We start from the raw sequence: 20527 nt of genomic DNA on the forward strand, positions 1-20527 counted from the left end.
CTGCGGCCGAAGCGGGCGGAGCCCCGCGCTCTGGCCGAGGCCGTCGCACTGCTCCACGTCCATGGAGCGGACGTGGACTGGCCGGTGTTCCACGGTCGCACCGGAGTCCCGGGCGCGGACCTCCCCACCTACCCCTTCCAACGCAGGCGGTACTGGACCGACGTGGTCGGCGTCGCTCCCAACGCCGGGGCGGCAGCGGTCGGTCAGGCATCGCCCGACCACGCTCTCCTGGGCGCGGTGGTCGAACTGCCCGACTCGGACGCGGTCGTCCTCACCGGTCGGCTGTCGCTGCGCTCCCAGCCCTGGCTGGCGGGGCATCGCATCCAGGGATCAGTGGTGCTCCCCGGCACGGCGATCGTGGAACTGGTGATCCGCGCCGGTGACGAGGTCGGATGCGGGATGCTGGAGGAGCTCACCCTCGAGTCGCTGCACGTACTGTCCGAGGATGACGAGGTTCAGGTCCGGGTGACGGTCGGTGCCGCCGACGAGACGGGTCGACGGCCGGTGTCCATCCACTCGCGCCGCGAGACCGACCGGTTCGGCGACGCCTCCTGGACACGGCACGCGACGGGCCGGCTGGCCGCCACCGTGGACGGGCAGACCGACCCGGAACCCGTCCACGAGGTGTGGCCTCCGCAGGGCGCGGCGGAGATCGACATCTCGGACCGTTACGAGCGGCTGGTGGAGCAGGGATTCGACTACGGCCCGGCCTTCCGCGGCCTGCGCCGGGTCTGGAAGCACGGTGACGAGGTCTTCGCCGAGGTCGGGCTGCCGGAGGACCCGGAGTCCGGGGCGATCTCCACCGAAGGCTTCGGCCTCCACCCCGCCGTGCTCGATGCCGCCCTGCACACGCTGGGGCTCACCGAGGCCATGGCGGACCGGCCGGTCCTGCCGTTCGTCTGGTCGGAGGTCACGCTGCACGCCGCGGGCGCGGACGCGCTGCGGGTGCGGCTCTCACCGGCAGGGGAGAACGCCGTGTCGCTCAGCGCGACGGACCTGCAGGGCCGCCAGGTGGTCACGGTGGGGTCGCTCGCCCTGCGTCCCGTCACCGACGGCCAGGTGGCGAGCGCGCGTCCAGTCGGCGACGACGCGATGTTCCGCGTCGAGTGGACCCCCTGGACACCGGGCGGCGGCCTGCCGCCCGTCCGGGACTGCGCCGTCCTGGGCGACGGCCTCCCCGGGCTCGGCCCGGCGGTCGAGTCGACGGGCGGGCGGGTGCGCGGCTACCCGGACTGGGCCTCCCTCGCCGCGGACGCGGGGGACCATGTCCCGGACGTGGTGCTCCTCGTCTGCCGTGCCGCCGTGGAAGGACCGGACGCGCACACCGCGTCCGCCGCCCGCACCTCGGCGAACGCGTTCCTCGAGCTGGCGCAGGACTGGGTGACCGACGATCGGTTCGCGCAGTCCCGGCTGGTCGTCGTCACCAGTGGCGCGATCGCGGCGGGACCCGCGGACAAGGTGCCGGACCTGACGAGCTCGGCGGTGTGGGGAGTGGTGCGCACGGCGCAACTGGAGTACCCCGGCAGGTTTGCGGTGCTCGACGTCGACGAGGCGGACGGGGCAGCGGACCCGGGCCTCCTCGCGATGGCCGTCCGCGCCGCCGCGTACACCGACGAGCCCGGTCTGGCGGTGCGCGGCGGCGTAATCCGCGTGCCCCGTCTGGCCCGGGCCGCGGTGCTGCCCGCCAGCGACGCACCCGGCTTCGACCCGGCGGGCACCGTCCTCGTCACGGGCGGGACCGGAGTGCTGGGCGCTCTCGTCACACGGCACCTGGTCACCGAGCACGGTGTCCGGCACCTGCTGCTCGTCGGCCGCCGGGGCCTGGACGCCCCGGGAGCGCCCGAACTGCGCGCGGAGCTCACCGAACTCGGTGCCGAGGTGACCGTGGCGGCCTGCGACGTGGCAGACCGGGAGGCCCTCCGCAAGCTGCTGGGAAAGGTGCCTGAGGACCGGCCGTTGACGGCGGTCGTGCACACCGCCGGGGTCATCGACGACGGGGTGCTGACGGCCTTGACCGAGCAGCGCATGGACGCGGTGCTGCGTCCCAAGGTCGACGCGGCCTGGAACCTGCACGAACTCACCCTCGATCTCGACCTGTCCGCGTTCGTGCTCTTCTCCTCGGCGGGCGGCACGCTCGGCGCGGCAGGGCAGGCCAACTACGCCGCCGCCAACGTGTACCTCGACGCACTGGCCCATCACCGCCGGGCGCTCGGGCTGCCGGTGGTGTCCCTGGCCTGGGGGCTGTGGTCGGACGGCGGCATGTCCGTCGCTCTGCCGGAGGTCGATCTCGTCCGGATGGCCCGCTCAGGTGTGCGCGGCCTGTCCTTCGAGGACGGGCTCGCACTGCTGGACCAGGCACTCGGCTCGGACGAGCCGGCCCTGGTGCCGGTGCGGCTGGACCTGTCGGGGGTGGCCCGCGCGCCCGAGGGCGTACCGGCCATGCTGCGCGGCCTGGTAGCGCCCGTCCGGCGCCGTACGGAGGCGGGCGACGGTGAGGCGGTCCGGTCCAGGCTGCTGACCCTGAAGGGGGAGGAACGTGACAGGGCGGTCCTGGACCTGGTGTGTTCGACCGCTGCCGCGGTGCTCGGCCACGAGCGGAAGGAGATGGTGGACCCGGAGCGTGGACTGCTGGAACTCGGCTTCGACTCGCTCACCGCGATCGAGTTCCGCAACCGTCTGGAGACGGTCAGCGGGCAGCGGTTGCCGGCCACGCTGATCTTCGACCATCCCTCGGCCGTCGCGGTGGCCGAGCGGTTGCAGGCCGACCTCGGTGGCACCGACCCGACGGAGGACGCGGCGGCGCTCTCACCCGAAGCCCGGCTCACGGCCCTGGAGTCGGCCCTGACGGACACCCCCCTCACCGCGGAGCAGCGTGAGGGGCTCGCCGCCCGTATGAGGTCGCTCGCCGCCGCGCTGGCCCGAGGGGCCGGCACGGACGGGGAGTCGCGGGACGACATCGAGGAGGCGACCGCGGAGGAACTCTTCGAGATCCTCGACGACGAGCTGGAGGCCTCCGGGTGAGGAGCCGGCGCCGAGAAAGCGGGAGGGCCGGGGCGTCGCGCCCGGCCCTCCCGGTGTGACCGTCCGGCTTCCTACGGCCGTACGTCGCAGCTGGAGCGGGTGAGTTCGGACGGCAGGTCCGCCCGCTGTCGCACGTTGAGCTTCCGGTAGACGCGAGTCAGGTGCTGCTCGACCGTGCTCACCGTGATGTACAGCTTGCGCCCGATCTCGCGGTTGGAGTGGCCGTAGGCGGCCAGCGTCGCGACCTTCCGCTCGGCCTCGCTCAGGGCCAGCACCTCCGCCGCCTCGTGGGTCGGAGCCTCTGGCTGCCTTCGGGTTGCCTGCTTCGGCACCCGGATGACCTGCAGGGGATGGACGACCTCGGTGTTGCAGGCCTTGGCCTCCTGCGTCGCCCGCCGGGCCACCAGACGGGCCCGGCCCAGGTCGCCGAGCGCGTGGTGCACCTGGCTGATGTCGTTGAGGGCCCGTGCCGTCTCCAGGCGGTCCTCGCTCTGCTCCAGCAGCCTGACGGCCTCCTGCAGCAGGGAAAATCGTTCCTTCAGCGGGCTGGCGGCCGCAAGCACCCGCAGTGAGACCCCGCGCGTGCGGGCGCAGTCGGACGGGCCAATCCGGTCGAGCTGCTGGGTGACCAGCTCGGCAGCCTCCTTGGCGCGTCCCAGCCGCAGCTGTGTCTGGGCGAGGCCCCCGCGCCAGGGCACCAGCGCCGGGTAGTCGATGTCCCACTCCTGCATGAGCGCGCCGCACCGCTCGAAGTCGCCCAGTGCCGCGAGTACCCGGTCGACGGCGAGGCTGTAGTGCCCCCGCGCGTACAGGTAGTGCAGTCCGGAGACGGTGTCGAACACGGCCTCGGGCACCACCATGTCGAGCAGTTTCGACGCCTCTTCGTACCGGCCCATGGCCGTCTCGGCGAGGATCAGCGTGGACAGCGGGAAGCCGATCGCCGCGCCCCAGCTCTGACAGTGGAGCCGGTTCAGCGCCTCACGGGCCAGCGTTGCCGCGCGCGCCAGATCCCCGTGCCGCATCGCCATGTCGGCGCCGACACTGGCCAGCACGGCCTGCCAGGTGGGCGCGTCCAGCCGGGTCGCCTCCGCGGACAGGACGCTGTGCCAGTACTCCGCCTGCTTGCGATGGCCCGCGTGGTGCAGCACGAGGAGCGCCATCGCCGCCGTCTCGGGAATGGTGTCGTAGAGCCGGCCCTGCAGGATGTGCTCCGCGCTGTTGAGCAGCGCGTCACTCGTCCCGTACCGCCACAGCGTGCTCAGCGTCGGGCATTCGCGCAGCTGGGGACCCACTGCCGGTCCCTTCGCCCTGCTCCTGGCGGGGGAGACGGCGGATTCGTCCGTCGGTGGTTCGCACGGTGCGCCATAGATCCACTCGTGGGCGATCCGGAGACCGGGAAGCCCCACCGTCCGTCCCGCCTCGGGGGAGGAGGCGATGGACTGCAGAAGGCGGGCGGCCATCGCCCGGTCGCCCTGCCACAGCAGGTGACGGATGAGTGGAACGGTGTCGTCCGAGCGCAACTGGCCGCGGTTCAGCGCGTCGTGCAGGGGGAAGATGTGCGGTGCCGCGGCGGAGGGGTTGACCCGCCACGCCACATGCACCAGGGCCGCCCGGAACTTCAGGGCGTCCGGCCCCTGGCCGGATGCGCGAAGTCCCAGTTCCAGGCTGCGGACCGCGGAGTCCACGTCGTGGTCGGCCAAGGCCTGATCGGCCGCTTGCCGCAATGCGCGCAGCGCCCAGGGCCCTGGCACCTTGCCGGCGCTGACGAGGCAGCGGGCGACATCCCTTGCGATGGCGCCGTGTTCGTAGAGCAGTTCTGCGGCGAGGGAGTACAGCCGTGTGGTCTCCTCTCCCAAGGGCGTTCCGCGTACGACGGCGGCGATCTCGGGACTGCTGAGGCGCCCCTGGTGCAGCAGCCCCGCTCTCTCCAGGATGGCCAGCATCTGGGCGACCGTGTCGGGTTGCATGGTGAGCAGACGCCCGATCAGTTCCGGTGTGGCGTGGTCGTCGAGCACGGCGAGACCGCGGGCCACCTTCATCAACGCCGGGTCCCAGCGGTGCAGACAGTCCAGCACGGCCTGCTGGAAGGCTTCGCCCACCAGGGGGTGCCGGGCGTCCCCGGACCTCTCGTCCGCGACGGCCGGTGCATTGTCGTCGAGAAGGGCGCGGACCAGTAGGGGGTTGCCGCCGCTGAGACACCGGAAGGCGACGGAGAGATCGGTCGCCGAGGGCAGATCCCGGTGGTCCGACTCCATGACGAGTTCGGTGATCTCGTCGGTCGACAGCCGGCCGAGAACGATGCGGCGGTGCGGCTGGCGCATCAGCTCGGTCTGGACCGCCGGGCCGACGTACCCGGGTCTGTCCCACGAGGAGAGCACCACCAGGACCCGCGCCGACCGCAGCCGGCGCTGGAGGAACAGCAGCGCCTGCAAGGAGGCGTTGTCGGCGAAATGGAGGTCGTCGACAATGATGACGGCGGGACGGGAGCGTGCCAGTGTCAGGAGGGACGAGCTCAGGCTGTGCAAGGCGAGAACGTCGTCCTGCCTGAGTCCACCCGAGAGGGATTCGGTATCGTTTTCTCCGGAGGTTTCCACTCTGATGAGCCGGGAAAATCGACGCACTGTCTCCGGGGATATCGGTGTGCTGTGTACAAGTTGCCAGACGACCCCCATGTGGAGATCGCGCTCGGCTCGGGACCCCGTAGCGCTGAGAACGGTCGCGCCAGAGGCTTCGGAAATCTCGGAGAATTGTTGAAGCAGTGTGGTCTTTCCGGAGGTCAGGCTCCCTGTCACCAACACTAAACGCCCACAGCCCTCTTGAGCATGAGTGAGCGATGAGCTCAGAACTTCCAGCGCCTCTTTTTTCCCCATTGACATTGAAGGATCTTCCCCCCGAGAATTCCAACTTTGCATACCGGGCGGCAAATTAATTGCCGAATTTCAGGGCGTTCTTTTACCTGTGCATATGGTGTACTTTGCCGGAAGTTTGCGAGTGTATCACGCATACAAGGGGGGTAAAAGAGTTTCCGGAGGTTACTTCTTGCGAGCGGAATGCTACATTCACGTAGTAGCCCCCGGATGGGAGAGAGCCCGGTGGCCAACCCCTGTTCCGCAGCACGGGAACCCCGCCCTCGGCCTCGCCGCCCCTATGAATCGCGGCACCCGGGGACGTGCGACCGGGATCTCGCTAGCGTGTGCGCCATGACCTCACTCCTGGTGACCGGCGCGGCAGGCTTCATCGGCTCGCATTTCGTGCGGCACTGGCTCGGGCAGCACCCCGGGGACACCGTGGTCGCACTGGACGCGCTGACCTACGCGGGAAGCGTCACCAACCTCGCGGACGTGCACGACGACATCGTCTTCGCGCGCGGCGACATCGGTGATGCCCCGTTCGTCCGGCGGCTCTTGGACGAGCACAGGACGGAGATCGTGGTCAACTTCGCCGCGGAGTCCCACAACAGCCTCGCGGTGCTCGACCCCGGGCGGTTCTTCCACACCAACGTGGTCGGCACCCAGCACCTCCTGGAGGTGTGCCGGGAGGCGAAGGTGGAACGCTTCCACCACATCTCGACCTGCGAGGTGTACGGCGACCTCTCGCTGCGCTCCACGGAGACCTTCTCCGAGAGCAGTCCCTACCGGCCTCGCACTCCCTACAACGCCAGCAAGGCCGGCGCCGACCACGCCGTGCGCGCCTACCACGAGACCTTCGGTCTGCCCGTCACCATCACCAACTGCGCGAACAACTACGGCAGTCACCAGTTCCCGGAGAAGGTACTGCCGTTGTTCGCCACCCGGGCGCTGGACGGGCAGCCGCTGCCGCTGTACAAGTCGAGCGACAACCGCCGCGAATGGATCCACGTACTCGACCACTGCCGGGCCGTCGAGGCGGCGTTGCTCAAGGGCAGGACGGGCGAGACCTACCACGTCGGAACGGGAGTCGAGGCGAGCGTGGAGCAGCTGGCCGACCTCGTACTGGACGAACTGGGCCTGCCCTCCACCATGAAGGAATGGGTCCCCGACCGCCCCGGCCACGACCGGCGTTACCTGCTGGACTCCAGCAAGGCCGGTCGCGAGCTGGGGTGGCAGCCGCAGGTCCCCTTCGACGAGGGGGTCAGGGAGACGATCCGCTGGTATGCCGAGAACCGGGACTGGTGGGAGCCGCTGAAGGAGCGTCGTCCCACGGTCGAGGGCTCCTGGTAAGGGGTGGGTAGGGGTCGCACCGCGCCGCCGCCTGGCTCACCGTGGACAGCCGGACGCGGTGACACGGCCGCATGGAGAGAAAAGGTGCCGAGACGATGACGGTCCCCGCAGCGTCAGCCCAGTGGGTGCGTCGCTTCCACCCCTCCCCTCAGGCCCCACTGACCCTCGCCTGCTTCCCGCACGCCGGGGGATCGGCGAGCTACTTCTTCCCCCTCTCCCGGACCTTGGCCCCGGCCTTCGACGTGCTCGGAATCCAGTACCCGGGGCGGCAGGACCGCCGCCACGAACCGTGCATAGACAGCATGGAAGAGCTGGCCGACCGGTCGGCCGAGGCCCTGCGGCCGTGCATCGACCGGCCGATCGTCCTGTTCGGCCACAGCCTGGGCGCCACTTTGGCATTCGAGGTCGCCTTGCGGCTCGAGGAGAGCGGCACCGGGCCCCTCGGCATCATCGTCTCGGGGCGTCGCGCCCCCTCCCGTCAGCGCAGGGAGTTCGTTCACCTCCACGACGACGACCGGCTGCTGGCCGAGCTGCGCAAGCTCAACGGCACCGCGACGCAGGTGCTCGGGGAGGACGAGCTGCTGCGCATCCTCCTGCCGGCTGTCCGAGCCGACTACAAGGCGGTGGAGAACTATCGTCACCGCTCCGGCACAGCGCTGAACTGCCCTGTGGTTGCCATGGCCGGGGACGACGATCCCCTGGCGCCGACGGATGATGTCAGGGCTTGGCAGGACCACACCACGGGCACATTCACCGCTCGCATCTTTCCGGGCGATCACTTCTACCTCTCGGACCAGGCTGCCGCGGTGGCAAAGGCCCTCACCGACATGGCCACCGCCTGGCTCACCGCCACGACTGCTTCTCCTGCGTCGGCGACGTAGTCGTCATCAACGACGTCCCGACGACTCCGTTCCCGATCGCCAGCGCAACCGCGGATTCCGAGTACGGTCAGGACTCATGCTTCCGCCGTCCGGGAGTTCGACGGGAACGAGTCCGGCCGGCAGAGGGCCGGCATTCGCACTGGGTCGTTGCCGAGAGCTGGCCGGAAGCCCGGCTGAAGACCCGCGACGTGAACTCGGCACGCAGCATTTTCGCGGCCGGCGGTCGCGCGGAACAGGACTCGCCCCACGGCGCGCACCTCACCGCGCGGCCGCCCCAATCGCCTGGCCCAACCAGTTCAAACGCCTGCGGGTCCGCTACGAGATACGCGCCGACCTCCACCTCGGCCCGCCTGGGCTGTGTTGCGAACGCGTCGGATGCGGGCGTTCGTGGCGCGGACCGCGAGAGCTTCGGGGGACTCCAGGCAGTCGGCGATCTGGCGCTGTAGTGCTGGCCGCGCTCTGCGACATCCTCGGCTGCACTCGACGCTCGGCTTCCTCACACACCACGAGATGCGCCTGAGCTACAGTCGTCACATCACCCTCGCAGCATAGAAGTTGAGTGTCCACTCCGCCGGGGAACTTCAGGGTGACCTTCTCTCCACGGGCTCATGGGAAACTCATCACATGATTCTCAGGCCCGCCTCCCGTGCAATCGCACTGACCGCGATCGTCGCTCTTGGATCGCTCTCTCTGTCCGCCTGTGGCAGCGGCAAGTCCGGAGGCGGTGGTCAGACGAACTACGTAACGAGCACGGGCGGCATGTCAACGGTTGCCGCGGGGGACCGGAAGCCTGTCGGCCCCCTCAAGGGCGAGACCCTTCAAGGCAAGCACCTTGACGTCGCCGATTTCCAAGGAAAGATCGTCGTGATCAATGCCTGGGGTTCCTGGTGCCCGCCGTGCCGAGCCGAAGCCCCATACTTCAACAAGATCGCCAAGGAAATGAAGACCAAGGGTGTCGAATTCGTTGGAATCAATGCCCGCGACGGAAACAAGAGTCTGTCCAAGGCATTTGAAGAAGACTTCGATATGGCATACCCGAGCCTGTACGATCCGACTGGAAAACTGCTTCTTTCAGGATTCCCCAAGGGTACGGTGAGCCTTCAGTCCATCCCATCCACCGTCATTCTGGACCGAAACGGAAAGATAGCAGCCAGGGCGCTCGGTTCGATCGATGACAACAAGCTGCATGAGATGATCGACCCGCTGATCAAGGAGAGCTGATTAATCGACCTCTCGAGTGCAATCCCCACTCGAATCGATCGATCCTCAGGGCTTTCCCATAATCCCTGGAGGAACAGCGTGCGGCGTCAGATGCGGTGCATCGCAAGGCGGAGGGCCGTCCTTATACTGGGCGTATTCGGGCGTTCCGACAACGCGGCGAGGTGCCGTAGCTGTCGTCGTGCGCCCGCCAGGGATTACGGGACAGCCCTTCGCCGGCACCGCGACCCTGAGCCGCCTCGCGAACCATTTTCAGGCGTACGGCCACGCCGGCGCGTCCTGGCTCTGGAGGCAGCTGTACGGCACAACTTCCAAGCCCCGGCTGGTACTCCAGTCCGACTTCGCAATCTTGTTGGGGGCGAAGCGCCTCACTTGGTGGGGAGTCTGGTGCTGCACGTATATCGCGTTGTGGGTTCGGGGGCGCCGCCATAAGGTCGCAGGCATGTCTCTACGTCTTCGTATGCGTCAAGCACTGCCGGAAGCGATGCGCGCCCGTGACAAGGCAGCGGTGAGTGCCCTGCGCGCAACGCTTGCTGCGCTGGACAACGCTGAGGCGGTGCCCGTGGGCGAAGCTGAGCTCCGCGGCCTGGCCCTTGAGCAGTCGCCGGTTGGTGTCGGCGCCACCGAAGCAGTGCGGCGTGAGCTGAGCGAGCGCAGTGTGGTGGATGTCGTGCGCGCGGAGGCTGCCGAGCGACTGGAGGTTGCAGCGCAGTTGACCACGCCCGCGCACGCTGACCGGGCTGCACGGCTCCGCGCGGAGGCGGCCGTGCTTCTTCATTTCCTCGACGGTCCCGGCGCCGCCTAACTGCGCAGCAGGCGGTTCACCGTGCAACTCTCGTTGATAAAAGGACAGTTCAACGGCGAAGTGCAGGTGGCCCTATCCCATGGACGATCCACCGCCGTGCGCCGTGGTCCCACGCTCGGCGAGCTCCGGAACCTTTTCCAGGAGACAACGGACCGGGGCGCGTCGGCATAAGGGGCCGTCATCACGCGCGCCGAAGCAACTCCCGGCTAAAACAGGGCGATCGCCACCCATATCCACACTGCGACTGATAACACCCCAAGAGCGATGTAGACGATCCGTGACCACTGCTCTGCGCTCACCGAGTTCCCCCTCCGTGGACAAACAGTCCGGTAACTCTATGGCCGTTTCGCCCCAAAAAGCGGGCACCTCACCATAAGAAGCGACGTGAGGCTTCCGCCGGGCCGTCTCTGGGCCGTCCGAGGGGGCCGGTTGACATCGTGACAGTGTGTACGCTCCAATCCACCAAGTGGTTGGTGGAGAGGAGGCCGACGGTGGCCGACGAGCGTCCCCGCGGGGCGGAGCGCAAGGAAGCGCTGGTGATCGCGGCATACGAGCAGATCGCGGCCAAGGGTCTAGGCGGGCTGCGATTGCGCGAGGTGGCGAACGCGGTCGGCATCGACCACTCCACGATCCACCACCACTTCCCCACCAAACGGGATCTGGTCAGCGCGGTCGTCGACCACGCGACCCGGCAGTTCTGGAACGCGACACCCGCGACGGGTACGCCACGGGAGAAGCTGCACGCACACTTCGCCACGCTCGGCCGGATGATCGCCGAGCATCCCGACCTGCACGTGGTACTGCGCGAGATCGACCTGGCCGCGTTGCGTGACCCGGAACTCGCCGAGGCCATCGCGGCCAACGAGCGCGGCTGGCAGGCCTCGCTCACCTCGGTCTTCACCGACGGCGCCGCCGAGCACGCCTGGCCGGACGGCGTCGACCCGGTCGTCGCGGCAAAGCTGGTAATCGCTTTGGCCAAGGGCGCCAGCCTCGACCCAGATCACGCCGCATCCGTTCTCGCCCAACTGGACATGCTGCTCAGCAGAGGATCTTCGACATGACCAGGATCATCGTGATCGGCGGCGGCATCGGCGGGCTCTGCCTCGGCCAAGGATTGCGTCGCGCGGGCATTGACGTCGCTGTGTACGAACGCGACACCACGCCCGACGCCCGGTTGCAGGGCTATCGCCTGAACATCGAACCCGTCGGCAGCAGAGCGTTACAGGCCTGTCTGCCTCAGGATCTGTGGCACAGGCTGATCGCCACGTCCGGCGATCCCGGTCGCGGCATGGGTGTGTTCACCGAGCACTTGCACGAGTTGATGCGCGAGGACGACGTGCTCGCGCCCGATCCGGCGGAGGCAACGCACGCGGTCAGCCGGATCACCCTGCGCCGCCTGCTACTGCACGGCCTGGATGACATCGTCGAGTTCGACAAGGAATTCGTCGGCTACGAACAACTGCCGGACGGTCGGGTTGTCGCGTCGTTCGCGGACGGCAGCACGGCAACGGGCGATCTGCTGGTCGGCGCGGACGGCAGCCGATCCCGGGTGCGCCGACAGTTCCTGCCGGACGCGCGCACCACCGACGCGCCTGGTGTCGGCATCGGCGGCAAGCTTCCGCTCACCGAGGCGAACCTGGCCTGGCTGCCGCCGGAACTGCTCAGCGGCAAGAACATGGTCCTGCCGAAGCGGGATTTCCTGTTCACCGCAGTGTTCCGCCGCCGCGAGACCGAGACCGAACCGGTGGACGAGGACTATCTGATGTGGGCGCACGTGTCGCACCGGGACGCGCTGCGTGCCACGCTGAACTCCGGCTCCGGCCCGGACCTGCGCTCGGCCGTTGCCGGCCGGACGGCCGACTGGCATCCCGACCTGCGCAGGGTGATCACGGACACACCCGCCGCCACCGTGCAGCGGTTCGACTTCGCCGCCGCGCGGAAGCCAAAGCACTGGGACACCACGAACGTCACACTGCTCGGCGACGCCATTCACTTCATGCCTCCGGTCGGCGGGCTCGGCGGCAACGCCGCTCTGCACGACGCGCACCTGCTGCGCGACGCCCTGGTCCGGGTGTGCAGCGGGGAAATCGCGCTACCCGTCGCGGTGCGCGAGTACGAGAGCCGGATGCTGGTGGACGGATTCGCGTCCGTCGGCACCGCGTTGCGCTACCTCACCCTGGCCACGGCCAGGAGCAGGGCGCTGCGCGGCACGGCTCGCGGCTTCTTCCGCACCTGCGGCGCGATCGGCCCGCTGCGCAGAGCGGTCTTCGCCGACTGATCATGTCGGAATGATTTGGCGTGTGGGCTTAGCAGTTGGGCTTGATGGCGGCAGAGTTCTTCGAGTGTCGGATGATCTTGTGCCTGATGACCTGTGGGAACGTGTTGCGCCGTTGCTCCCTCCTCGCCCACCGCGGCGTCGACGGTACCCAGGTCGGTTGCCGGCGGATGACCGCGCTGCCTTGCGGGGCATCGTTTACGTCCTACGCAATCGTCGCCGAGTGGCACGACGGCCGGCTGACAGTCCACGACTCCGTCCAGCACGTGTTCGCGGTGCGAGACGCCCTGGCCGCGACCTTCGGCATCGCCGCCGACAAGGTGCGGGTGATCGCTCAGCACACCGGCGGCGGCTTCGGTACCAAGGCGTTCATCTGGCCGCACGAGATCCTCGCCGCCCAGGCCGCCAGGGCCGTCGGCAGGCCGGTGAAGCTGGTGCTCACCCGCCAGGACATGTACAGCATCGTCGGCTACCAGCCGCTGATGGAGCACCGCGTCTCCCTGGGCGCCAACGAAAGCGGCTAACTCCAGGCGGTCGTCCACGAAGTCGACAACGTCACCGCCATCACCGACGATTATGTCGAGTTCGGCTCCGTGCCCTCCAAAGCGCTGTACGCCTCCCCGAACATCTCCACCAGCCAGCGGGTGCGGCGCGGCCACATCAACCTGCCGTCGTTCATGCGCTCCCCCATCGACGGCCCCGGCACCTGGGCGCTCGGCTCCGCGATGGACGAACTGGCCCACACCGTGTCCATGGACCCGCTGACGCTGCGCCTGGTCAACTACGCCGAGAGCCACCCCGCCGACGGCACGCCATGGTCCTCGAAGAAGCTCAGGAAAGCGTACGAGGAGGGTGCCCGCCGCTTCGGCTGGTGGGACCGACCCAAGGGCGGCACCCGCGACGGGCACTGGCTCATCGGTTGCGGCATGGCCGACTGCACGCAGGGCCAGTTCCGGTTCACCTCCAACGCCCGGGTGCGGCTGCGGGGCGACGGCGCCGCAAAGGTCGAGGCCGGCTACACGGACATCGGCGCGGGTTCCACCACGATCTTCCCGCAGATCGCCGCGGAGACCCTCGGCATCGACATCAGTTCCGTCAAGGGGATCTCAGGCGACACGGACCTGCCGTACGCCGGTCCTGCCTACGGGTCGGGCACCACGATCGCCATGGGCACCGCTGTCCACCTGGCCGACGACGACGTCCTGCGCCAGCTCGCCGACGTGACGTCCTGGCCGACCGATGAGGTGCGCGCCGACTCCGGCGCCCTCACCTGGCGCGACCAACGTCGGTCATACGCCGACATCCTGCGCACGGCTGGGTTCGACGAGGTGGTCGGCAACGGCGAGATGGTGCTGCCCGGCGGCGCGTCCGCCGACGCGGGAGCGCCTGGTGTCTCCTCACGCACCTTCGGCGCCATGTTCATCGAGGTAGGTGTCGACCCGGACCTCGGCCTGCTGCGGCTGCGCCGCGCGACCGGTGTCTACAGCGTCGGCGCGGTCGTCAACGAGCGCACCGCCCGCTCCCAGTTGATCGGCGGACTGGTGTGGGCCCGGCCAATGTCCGCTTCCACCAGGAAAATTGGGCGAGCGCCAAGAAGCGCGAACGGCAGCGGGGGTACTTGAGGCGCAACCTGGACCAGGTCGCCGCCCTCGACCAGTAGTGGAGACCACCTAAGAGCTCCGCTGGCCCCCGGCCGCACATCGGCTTTCGAGATACGGGTTGGGGGGTGTACAACGCGGCACAGCATCGCCAGACTTCGTGGACGATCACGCGCAGCCGTGGCTGCATGGGAATGGTGGGGATGGTCGATGGGGCGACCGCAGAGCCAGGGCTTGCCGCCGGAGTGCATCCGCTACCGCTTGACGCCCCTTCAACGCTTGCTGCCCATGCTGCCCGCCGCTGTGATCATGCCGGCCTTCCAGGTGTCGATCTGGTTGGACGGGGGGCCGGTTGGTCCTCCACTCACGTCAGTCGTGCTGCCGTTCGTGCTGCTGATCGCCTTGCGGCCGTTCGGGATCACTCTCACGCAGTCAGCGGCCGTCGTGCACAACCTGACCCGCCGGACCATTCCCTGGGCCGACGTGCAGGCCATACAGGTCGAGTCCTTCTTCGGGGCCCGAACCGTCGTGATCTACGAAGCGGGCGGCCGCCGTACACGCCTGCGGGCGCCGATCACAGGGTTCCTCAACTGGGATCGCACCTTCGAGGAGAAGTTCCACGTCATCGGCAGATGGTGGCTGTATCACCGCGGACCTGATTGGGCCCCTGGCCCGCCGCCGAGGGCCTGGTGAGGTAGTCCACCGGTACCCGGCGGGAACCCTTTCGCCCCTCCTGCCTAGTTTCTGCTGCCGTTGAGCGTCCCGATCAACAGCACCCGGTCCTCCAACCGCAGACGCCACGGCCGGGGCCTGTGCACCGGGTCTCGCACCCTCGCGCCGCAGCGTGGTGATCAGCTTGCCGAACTGCCGCGGGCTCAACCCGGTGAACGGGGCTGTCCAGGAAGGCCGCGACGCCGTAATCACACCAGGCATCGCAAGATCACCCCAAGCGGCCGTCTGGCCGCTGCACTCGGCTGTGCGGATCAGGGGGCCAGCGCGGCACTCACACGAGCCAGACGTGCGGCAGGCCAGGCGTATCGGTTGGCGGGGTTGCGGAAGGACAGGCCGCCGTTGTTGATCCAGTAGCCACGCTCGGCTGTGGTCCAGCGCACGGGACCGCACAGTCCCTGGTCCTCAAGCAGGGCGGCTGCGAGCCGATCGGGGGCCTCGACCTGAGTGCAGGCGCGAAGCGCTGCCGCCAGGCGGTCGACGGCGCCCTCGGGCACAGCGTCATCGCCGAATGCGGGCAGCAGGAGCAGCAGCCGGGCATGCGGATCGGTGGTGCTGCCGCCGGGCAGACCGTTGTCCGCTGCGGTGGTCAGCTCGGCCCAGGAGAGGGCTGGGCCCATGAAGTGCCCTTCGTCCTGTGCGAGGTGTTCGGCGTGGTCCCAGTCGGGGTGGTGCAGGAGGTAGTCGATGCCTTCGTCCTCCTCGAAGGCGCGGTACACCACGTACAGGCGGTGGCCGCCGACAAGCGGCACGGTGAACACGGGCCACTCGTCCCCTTCCAGCAACTGGCGCTGAAGGTCCGCTGCCTCCTCGTCGTCAGCGCTGAGCAGCAGTTCCTCGGCGTCCTCGCTCTGGGCGTAGCTGTGCAGGTGGCCGAGCCAGAACAGGCTCTCGTCCAAGAGCTCGGGGCGGTGAGTGAAGGGGCCGCCGTCGTAGCCGGGGATCCGGTCAGGGTGCATCTCCGCGCTGCTCGTCACGGAGGTCATCATGCCGCGTGGCTCTGCGACCATCGAAGTTGGGGCCGCTGTGACTGGCTGGCAGGGCGCCGAACGTTCGGATCGGCTACAACTGACGGACGTGTTCAAGGCGCTCGCGCTGCTCGTTGATCCAGCCGTCCGGAAGATCCACCGGCACAGCCATTGCCGTCCCCGATCCTTGAACGTCCTCCACAGTGATCAGGGGAACCGAGAACTGGGTGTTGAACTCGATGTTGATCTCAGGGTTGCGCAGGTCGGTCATCCAGCAGATGCTCCGGCCGAGGGCCAGATCGTCCAGGGCCTTCACCCAGTCGTCGAGGTCTTTGGACGAGAGGTGGAGACCGAGCCGGCCGTTGCAGAAGCTGCTCGTCACGACGACCTCGGCGTCGAGCCCGTCCGGCCCGCGCCGACCCAGCACTCTGATCACGACACTGTTCTCATGGTCGGTCAGATGAAGCAGCTCCATCTCTTTACCCTCGGCCACGCCCGCTCCTCAAGAAGATCTTTCCAAGCCATCATGCAGGAAGCACAGGTCTGCTCCAACCAGGGCATTTCGGTAGGAGTTCTTAGAGGGGACTCAGAGGGGACTACGTGCAGCTCGGCAGGGTCGGCTTGACTGCAGGCCGGACAAGATCCGAGCAGACCCGGCCGACCGGTTCGGCGGGGAGACTGTCCTCATGCAGATCCCCGCCGAAGCCGTGGCCGCCACCGTGCTGATCGAGGTCGTACGGATCTCTGCCCTCCCGATCGAACGGGGCGCCCCGTACCCCGGCAAAGCGGTCGCCTATTGGGCTGGGAACGAAGCAGCCAACGCCCTGACCCTGATCGGGTCCCCGCCCAGCGGCGAACAGCACCGCTGTGGCTTTTCACCGGGCTGGAGCATTCGCGCGTATGAGGAGTCCCTCGATCTGGCCCTCTTCGAGGCGGCGTTCTGCTTCAGCTGCCACGAGATCCGCATGCACGGAACAGCCGTCCCGACCTCGCTGGCCACGCAGTTCTTCGACGCGGACACTCCGCCGGCTCAGGCCCTCCTCGCCCTCTTCCGTGCGGCGACGCCCTGACCCCCTGGTGGTCGGTCGGCATCACGCACCCAGTTCGCAGCGTCTCGGGGTGGGGCCAAATCAACGTGACGCAGGGGCGCGAGGCACCCTTTCGCATGCCCTCACCAGCCCGAAGGCGGAGCCAGGTCCCCATACAGGTGCTGATGGTCAGCGATCCTCCCGTCGCCGCTGGGCGCGCCCGTGGGGACGTCCGGAGGGGCTACTCCGTGCCAAGAGCTCCGCCTGACGGTTGTGCATGACCCTCGCGTCAAGGGGCAAGAGGCACGCTAAGAACGACGGTGGTGCCTTTCCTGGGAACGCTGCGGAGCGTGAGTCGCGCGTCGATGAGGTCTGCGCGCTCGTGCATGGCGGAGAGCCCCACTCCCTGCACGGTGGAGGCCGGCCGGGCCGGGCGCCGACGCCACCGCCTCCGAACTCCGCACCGCGGTACGCACCCTGGCCGACGTCGATCTGCAACCCGAGGAACTGCTCACCCATCTCGACGACGTCCTGGCCGGGCTCCGCCCCGACACCCACCCCAGCACTGTCACCGCCCAATGCCTGTACGCGGTCTACGATCCCGCCTCCTCCCGCTGCACACTCGCCGGCGCCGGAAGCCCCTCACCCGCCGTCATCACACCCGACGGCATGGTCACAGTCATCGACCTGCCCGAAAGCCCACCCCTGGGACACGCAGACCTGCCCTTCGAAGCCACTGAGATAGATCTCCCCGAAGGCAGCCTGCTCCTGGTGTACACCGACACCGACATCGACACCGGCACCGGCACCAGCGCCCATGAACCCGGCGGCGAGGAGCTGTTCAGCGCACTCGCCCGGCCCCAGTCCTGCCTTGATGCCACCTGCCGCTCCGCCCTCGACGCCCTGCTTCACTCTCCCCACAACGAGGTAGCTGTCCTCGCCGTCCGCACCCACGCCCTGGACACCCGAAACGTCGCCACCTGGGACCTGCCGGCCGACCCTGCCGCTGTCTCCCACGCCCGCACCCACATCGCGGACAAACTGACCGCCTGGGGCCTGACGGACGCCGCCCCCACCACCGAACTCATCGTCAGCGAGCTGGTCACCAACGCCATCCGCCACGCCCAACCCCCCATCCAACTGCGCCTGATCCACCACGCCGGCAGCCTTGTCTGCGAGGTCGCCGACGGCAGCAGCACCTCGCCACACCTGCGCCGGGCCCGCACCTTCGACGAAAACGGGCGCGGACTGTTCATCGTCGCTCAACTCGCCGAACGCTGGGGAACCCGCCACAACCACCACGGCAAGACCATCTGGGCCGAGCACACACCCGGACCCGACCGGCCCACCACCACGGCCTGAGATTTTCCTACCTTCCGGGGGCGGCAGAGACAGAGCCGGTTTTCGTGTCAGCCCCTCAGATCTGCATGCGGGCCGATTCCGTGGGACGGCCTCAGCGGCACCGCCCCGATGGTCACGCGCAGTACTTCACGGCCCATGGGATGGATACGGGCCATCTGGGGGGTCCAGCGCGCCGTCACGGTCGCCGAGGTCGAGCTGTGCGCGCGGCGTTGATCCGGGTCGGTGCGACCCGGGTCGGCGGCAGACCTTCAAGCGCATCGTCCACCTTGTCCGTGAGGGCGAGCGCGTCCTGCGGCCGGCCGAGGCCGACGACGACCAGGCCGCGCTCGCCATCCGAAGTCGAGGTAGGTGCCCGCGCGGTCGCGGGAACTGAACGCCTCGGTGACGGCGTTGGGCCGCCGCTCGACGCCCGCGCCCGGTTCGCACCGGCTCATCGCGCCGGGCGGTAGGTCGCGATGATCACCCCGCTGCTGGTCGGCTGGGCGCTCACCAGCCGCAGCTTCTTCAGCGCGGCGTCGTTGGCGAACAGCTTCTTGCGACCCTCGCCGGCCACCACCGGGTGGATCAGCAGCACCAGCTCGTCCAGCAGGTCCTGCTCCAGCAGCGAGCGCACCAGCGTCGGGCTGCCCGCGACGGTGATGTCCTTGCCCTCGCCCGCCTTGAGCCCGTTGACCGCAGCCACCAGATCGCCCTTGATCAGCGTGCTGTTCGCCCAGTCCTCGACACTGTCCAGCGTCGAGGAGACGACGTACTTGGGCGATTCGTTGATCCACTTTGCGAAACCGGCGTCCTCACCACTGGTCACAGTCGGCCAGTATCCGGCCCACTCGGTGAACGTCACCCTGCCCAGCAGGATCGTGTCGGCCGTCTCCAGCGTGTTGGCCAGCGCCGCTCCCATCTCCTCGTCGAACTCGAACTGCCACTCGTTCGGCGACTGGGCGACACCGTCGAGCGAGACGAACAGACCCGAAACAACCTTGCGCATGATTCCTCCACGATGAGTCCGGGGTCTTCCGCGCACCCCGGCCCGGACGGCGCCCCGGGCGGGATGAGCCGACCCCGTCGGCTACGTCATGAACACTAGGCGGGGGCCAAGGGCCAGGTCTTGTACAGAAGCGACAGCGGCTCCGCTGTGTCCGGGGCGCTCAGCTGAGTGGCCGTCCGCCCGACATACCGGTTCAAGGACCGCGCCAGGTGCGGCTGGTCGAAGTACCCCAGCCGGTGCACGACCTCCTGGGCCGACACCCCCTCCTGGATCAGCACCGCCGCCTGGCGGGCGCGGTGGATCTGCCTGATGGCGCCCCGGGTCAGGCCGGTCGCCGCGACGAAGCGCCGCTGCAGGGTGCGATCGGAGACGTCCGGGCAGGCGCCGTCGAGCACAGCGGGCACGACCGGGTCCAAGTCCACGATGCCCTCGCGCACCATCCGCAATACGAACGCCTCGGCGTTGTCGTAGTCGGGAACGTGCCAGACCGACCCCTTCAGCCATACCGAACGCCGCGTCACGTCGGGGATCGCCGCATTGCCGCCCACCAGCCGGCTGACCGGAAGGTGCGGCATCGACGTACCCAGCGCGAAACTGATCCCGAAGAAGACGGCGTCCCCGGGGACCGGCGCCCGGCATGCCCTCGGCTCCGGACCCAGCACAGCCGCCCGTACCTGACCATGGTGCTCCCAGAACACCAGTTCCCAGTGTGATGTTGCGACCGACATCATCCGGCTGACGTCGTCGCTGCAGCTGCGCCACACCCGTTCGATGTACAGCAGCTCCGACGGTCGGCTCTCAATCACCAAACCCAACCCGGTCCCCCTCATACGGCCACATACCCCGGTCCGGACCGTCAGTCTGACAGCCCACCGGACGACGACCCTCGGGATGAGGGCTCTTCACCCGGTATGTGAGTTCAATGGCCGAGGCGTTGGGTGTGCGGGGGCGTGCGGTGTGGCGGTGGCTGGCCGCCGCCGAGCAGGATGAGTCTGCGGCCGCGGCGCCGGGGGAGCGGGCCGGTTCTACGGGCGGTTCACGGTCACCTCGGAGGTCCGGGCTCTGCTCGGGCTGTGGAGGGGCAACGTTGGCGCCGTCCACCGTGAGCTGACCGCTCGCGCGGCGCGGGTCGAGGGTGAACCGCCGCCGTCGATTCCGACGCTGCATCGCGCGATTCGGCGGGATCTGTCGCTGGGGGAGCGGGCAGGGCTTGCGGGTGGGGAACGTGAGGCCCGCTGCCCCCGTCGCCACGGATGATGGAGCCGCTCGTTGAGGTCGTAGGCCTAAGAGCTATCACGTAATGCCGGTGAGAACGTGCCCTGCTGCGGCGGGTGCCTCGTTTACCGGATGTCGAGCTTGAGGTCTGCAGACGACCTGCACGTTGACGCTGCGCCGATAGTTTTTGCTCTTCGCGGTGCGCCGCTGGTCGTGGACCGGGATCAGTGTGCCGTCTACCAC

Annotated in this window: 16 protein-coding genes and 3 pseudogenes; 13 read left to right on the forward strand and 6 right to left on the reverse strand. The window is 68.6% G+C overall.

The window, feature by feature from the left end; genetic code table 11:
• Positions 1 to 3021, forward strand: a 3021-nt coding sequence (locus tag ACFU6I_RS42430; RefSeq protein ID WP_384378045.1) for a type I polyketide synthase, incomplete at its 5' end; no start/stop codon positions are given.
• 71 nt (positions 3022 to 3092) lie between these two features.
• Here ACFU6I_RS42430 and ACFU6I_RS42435 read toward each other — a convergent pair.
• Positions 3093 to 5933, reverse strand: coding sequence for an AAA family ATPase (locus tag ACFU6I_RS42435; RefSeq protein ID WP_384378048.1), 2841 nt, complete (start codon positions 5931 to 5933; stop codon positions 3093 to 3095).
• 288 nt (positions 5934 to 6221) lie between these two features.
• Here ACFU6I_RS42435 and rfbB point away from each other — a divergent pair, with 288 nt between their 5' ends.
• From rfbB to ACFU6I_RS42485, 10 genes and pseudogenes are all read left to right on the forward strand, one after another.
• Positions 6222 to 7220, forward strand: coding sequence for a dTDP-glucose 4,6-dehydratase (gene rfbB / locus ACFU6I_RS42440; RefSeq protein WP_384378051.1), 999 nt, complete (start codon positions 6222 to 6224; stop codon positions 7218 to 7220).
• A gap of 95 nt (positions 7221 to 7315) precedes the next feature.
• Entirely contained in the window at positions 7316 to 8101 is a 786-nt protein-coding gene (locus tag ACFU6I_RS42445; RefSeq protein ID WP_384378054.1) for a thioesterase II family protein, read from the forward strand.
• Positions 8102 to 8725: 624 nt separating this feature from the next.
• Complete coding sequence (locus ACFU6I_RS42450; protein WP_384378057.1) at positions 8726 to 9322, forward strand: TlpA family protein disulfide reductase; 597 nt, start codon at positions 8726 to 8728, stop codon at positions 9320 to 9322.
• 481 nt (positions 9323 to 9803) lie between these two features.
• Positions 9804 to 10124: a hypothetical protein gene (locus tag ACFU6I_RS42455; protein WP_384378083.1), complete on the forward strand. Its 321-nt coding sequence runs from the start codon at positions 9804 to 9806 to the stop codon at positions 10122 to 10124.
• Between the two features lie 491 nt (positions 10125 to 10615).
• The gene (locus ACFU6I_RS42460) at positions 10616 to 11185 is read left to right on the forward strand and encodes a TetR/AcrR family transcriptional regulator (protein WP_384378060.1); all 570 of its coding nucleotides are present in this window, start codon (positions 10616 to 10618) and stop codon (positions 11183 to 11185) included.
• Positions 11182 to 12402: an FAD-dependent oxidoreductase gene (locus ACFU6I_RS42465; RefSeq protein WP_384378063.1), complete on the forward strand. Its 1221-nt coding sequence runs from the start codon at positions 11182 to 11184 to the stop codon at positions 12400 to 12402. The genes ACFU6I_RS42460 and ACFU6I_RS42465 overlap by 4 nt, the downstream gene beginning before the upstream one ends.
• Positions 12403 to 12412: 10 nt before the next feature.
• Positions 12413 to 12610 (forward strand): annotated as a pseudogene (locus ACFU6I_RS42470) (transposase); the annotation flags it as partial.
• A pseudogene (locus ACFU6I_RS42475) lies at positions 12570 to 13124 on the forward strand (molybdopterin cofactor-binding domain-containing protein); the annotation flags it as partial. The pseudogenes ACFU6I_RS42470 and ACFU6I_RS42475, both read left to right, overlap by 41 nt.
• A 27-nt stretch (positions 13125 to 13151) precedes the next feature.
• Entirely contained in the window at positions 13152 to 14021 is an 870-nt protein-coding gene (locus tag ACFU6I_RS42480) for a xanthine dehydrogenase family protein molybdopterin-binding subunit (protein WP_384378086.1), read from the forward strand.
• 186 nt (positions 14022 to 14207) lie between these two features.
• Positions 14208 to 14690, forward strand: coding sequence for a hypothetical protein (locus tag ACFU6I_RS42485; protein ID WP_384378066.1), 483 nt, complete (start codon positions 14208 to 14210; stop codon positions 14688 to 14690).
• 71 nt (positions 14691 to 14761) lie between these two features.
• On the opposite strand, the pseudogene ACFU6I_RS42490 reads toward ACFU6I_RS42485, so the two are convergent.
• The 3 genes and pseudogenes from ACFU6I_RS42490 to ACFU6I_RS42500 all read right to left on the reverse strand — a co-directional run.
• Positions 14762 to 14930 (reverse strand): annotated as a pseudogene (locus tag ACFU6I_RS42490) (IS5/IS1182 family transposase); the annotation flags it as partial.
• Positions 14931 to 14980: 50 nt separating this feature from the next.
• Positions 14981 to 15703 carry a hypothetical protein gene (locus ACFU6I_RS42495; protein WP_384378069.1) on the reverse strand — a complete coding sequence of 241 codons (723 nt, stop codon included), beginning with the start codon at positions 15701 to 15703 and terminating at the stop codon, positions 14981 to 14983.
• 85 nt (positions 15704 to 15788) lie between these two features.
• Entirely contained in the window at positions 15789 to 16187 is a 399-nt protein-coding gene (locus tag ACFU6I_RS42500) for a DUF5959 family protein (RefSeq protein ID WP_384378071.1), read from the reverse strand.
• A 193-nt stretch (positions 16188 to 16380) separates the two neighbouring features.
• On the opposite strand from ACFU6I_RS42500, the gene ACFU6I_RS42505 reads away from it, so the two are divergent.
• Together ACFU6I_RS42505 and ACFU6I_RS42510 are read left to right on the forward strand one after the other, a co-directional pair.
• Positions 16381 to 16764, forward strand: a complete 384-nt coding sequence (locus tag ACFU6I_RS42505; protein ID WP_384378074.1) for a hypothetical protein — start codon at positions 16381 to 16383, stop codon at positions 16762 to 16764.
• A 435-nt stretch (positions 16765 to 17199) separates the two neighbouring features.
• Positions 17200 to 18084, forward strand: coding sequence for a SpoIIE family protein phosphatase (locus tag ACFU6I_RS42510; protein ID WP_384378089.1), 885 nt, complete (start codon positions 17200 to 17202; stop codon positions 18082 to 18084).
• A 430-nt stretch (positions 18085 to 18514) separates the two neighbouring features.
• Here the strand turns inward: ACFU6I_RS42510 and ACFU6I_RS42515 are convergent, their stop codons facing one another.
• Positions 18515 to 19069: a dihydrofolate reductase family protein gene (locus ACFU6I_RS42515; RefSeq protein ID WP_384378077.1), complete on the reverse strand. Its 555-nt coding sequence runs from the start codon at positions 19067 to 19069 to the stop codon at positions 18515 to 18517.
• 95 nt (positions 19070 to 19164) lie between these two features.
• Positions 19165 to 19884, reverse strand: a complete 720-nt coding sequence (locus tag ACFU6I_RS42520; protein ID WP_384378080.1) for a helix-turn-helix domain-containing protein — start codon at positions 19882 to 19884, stop codon at positions 19165 to 19167.
• Positions 19885 to 20527 lie beyond the last annotated feature (643 nt).

This window comes from Streptomyces sp. NPDC057486 (genome assembly GCF_042802415.1).
GTDB lineage: Bacteria > Actinomycetota > Actinomycetes > Streptomycetales > Streptomycetaceae > Streptomyces > Streptomyces yanii.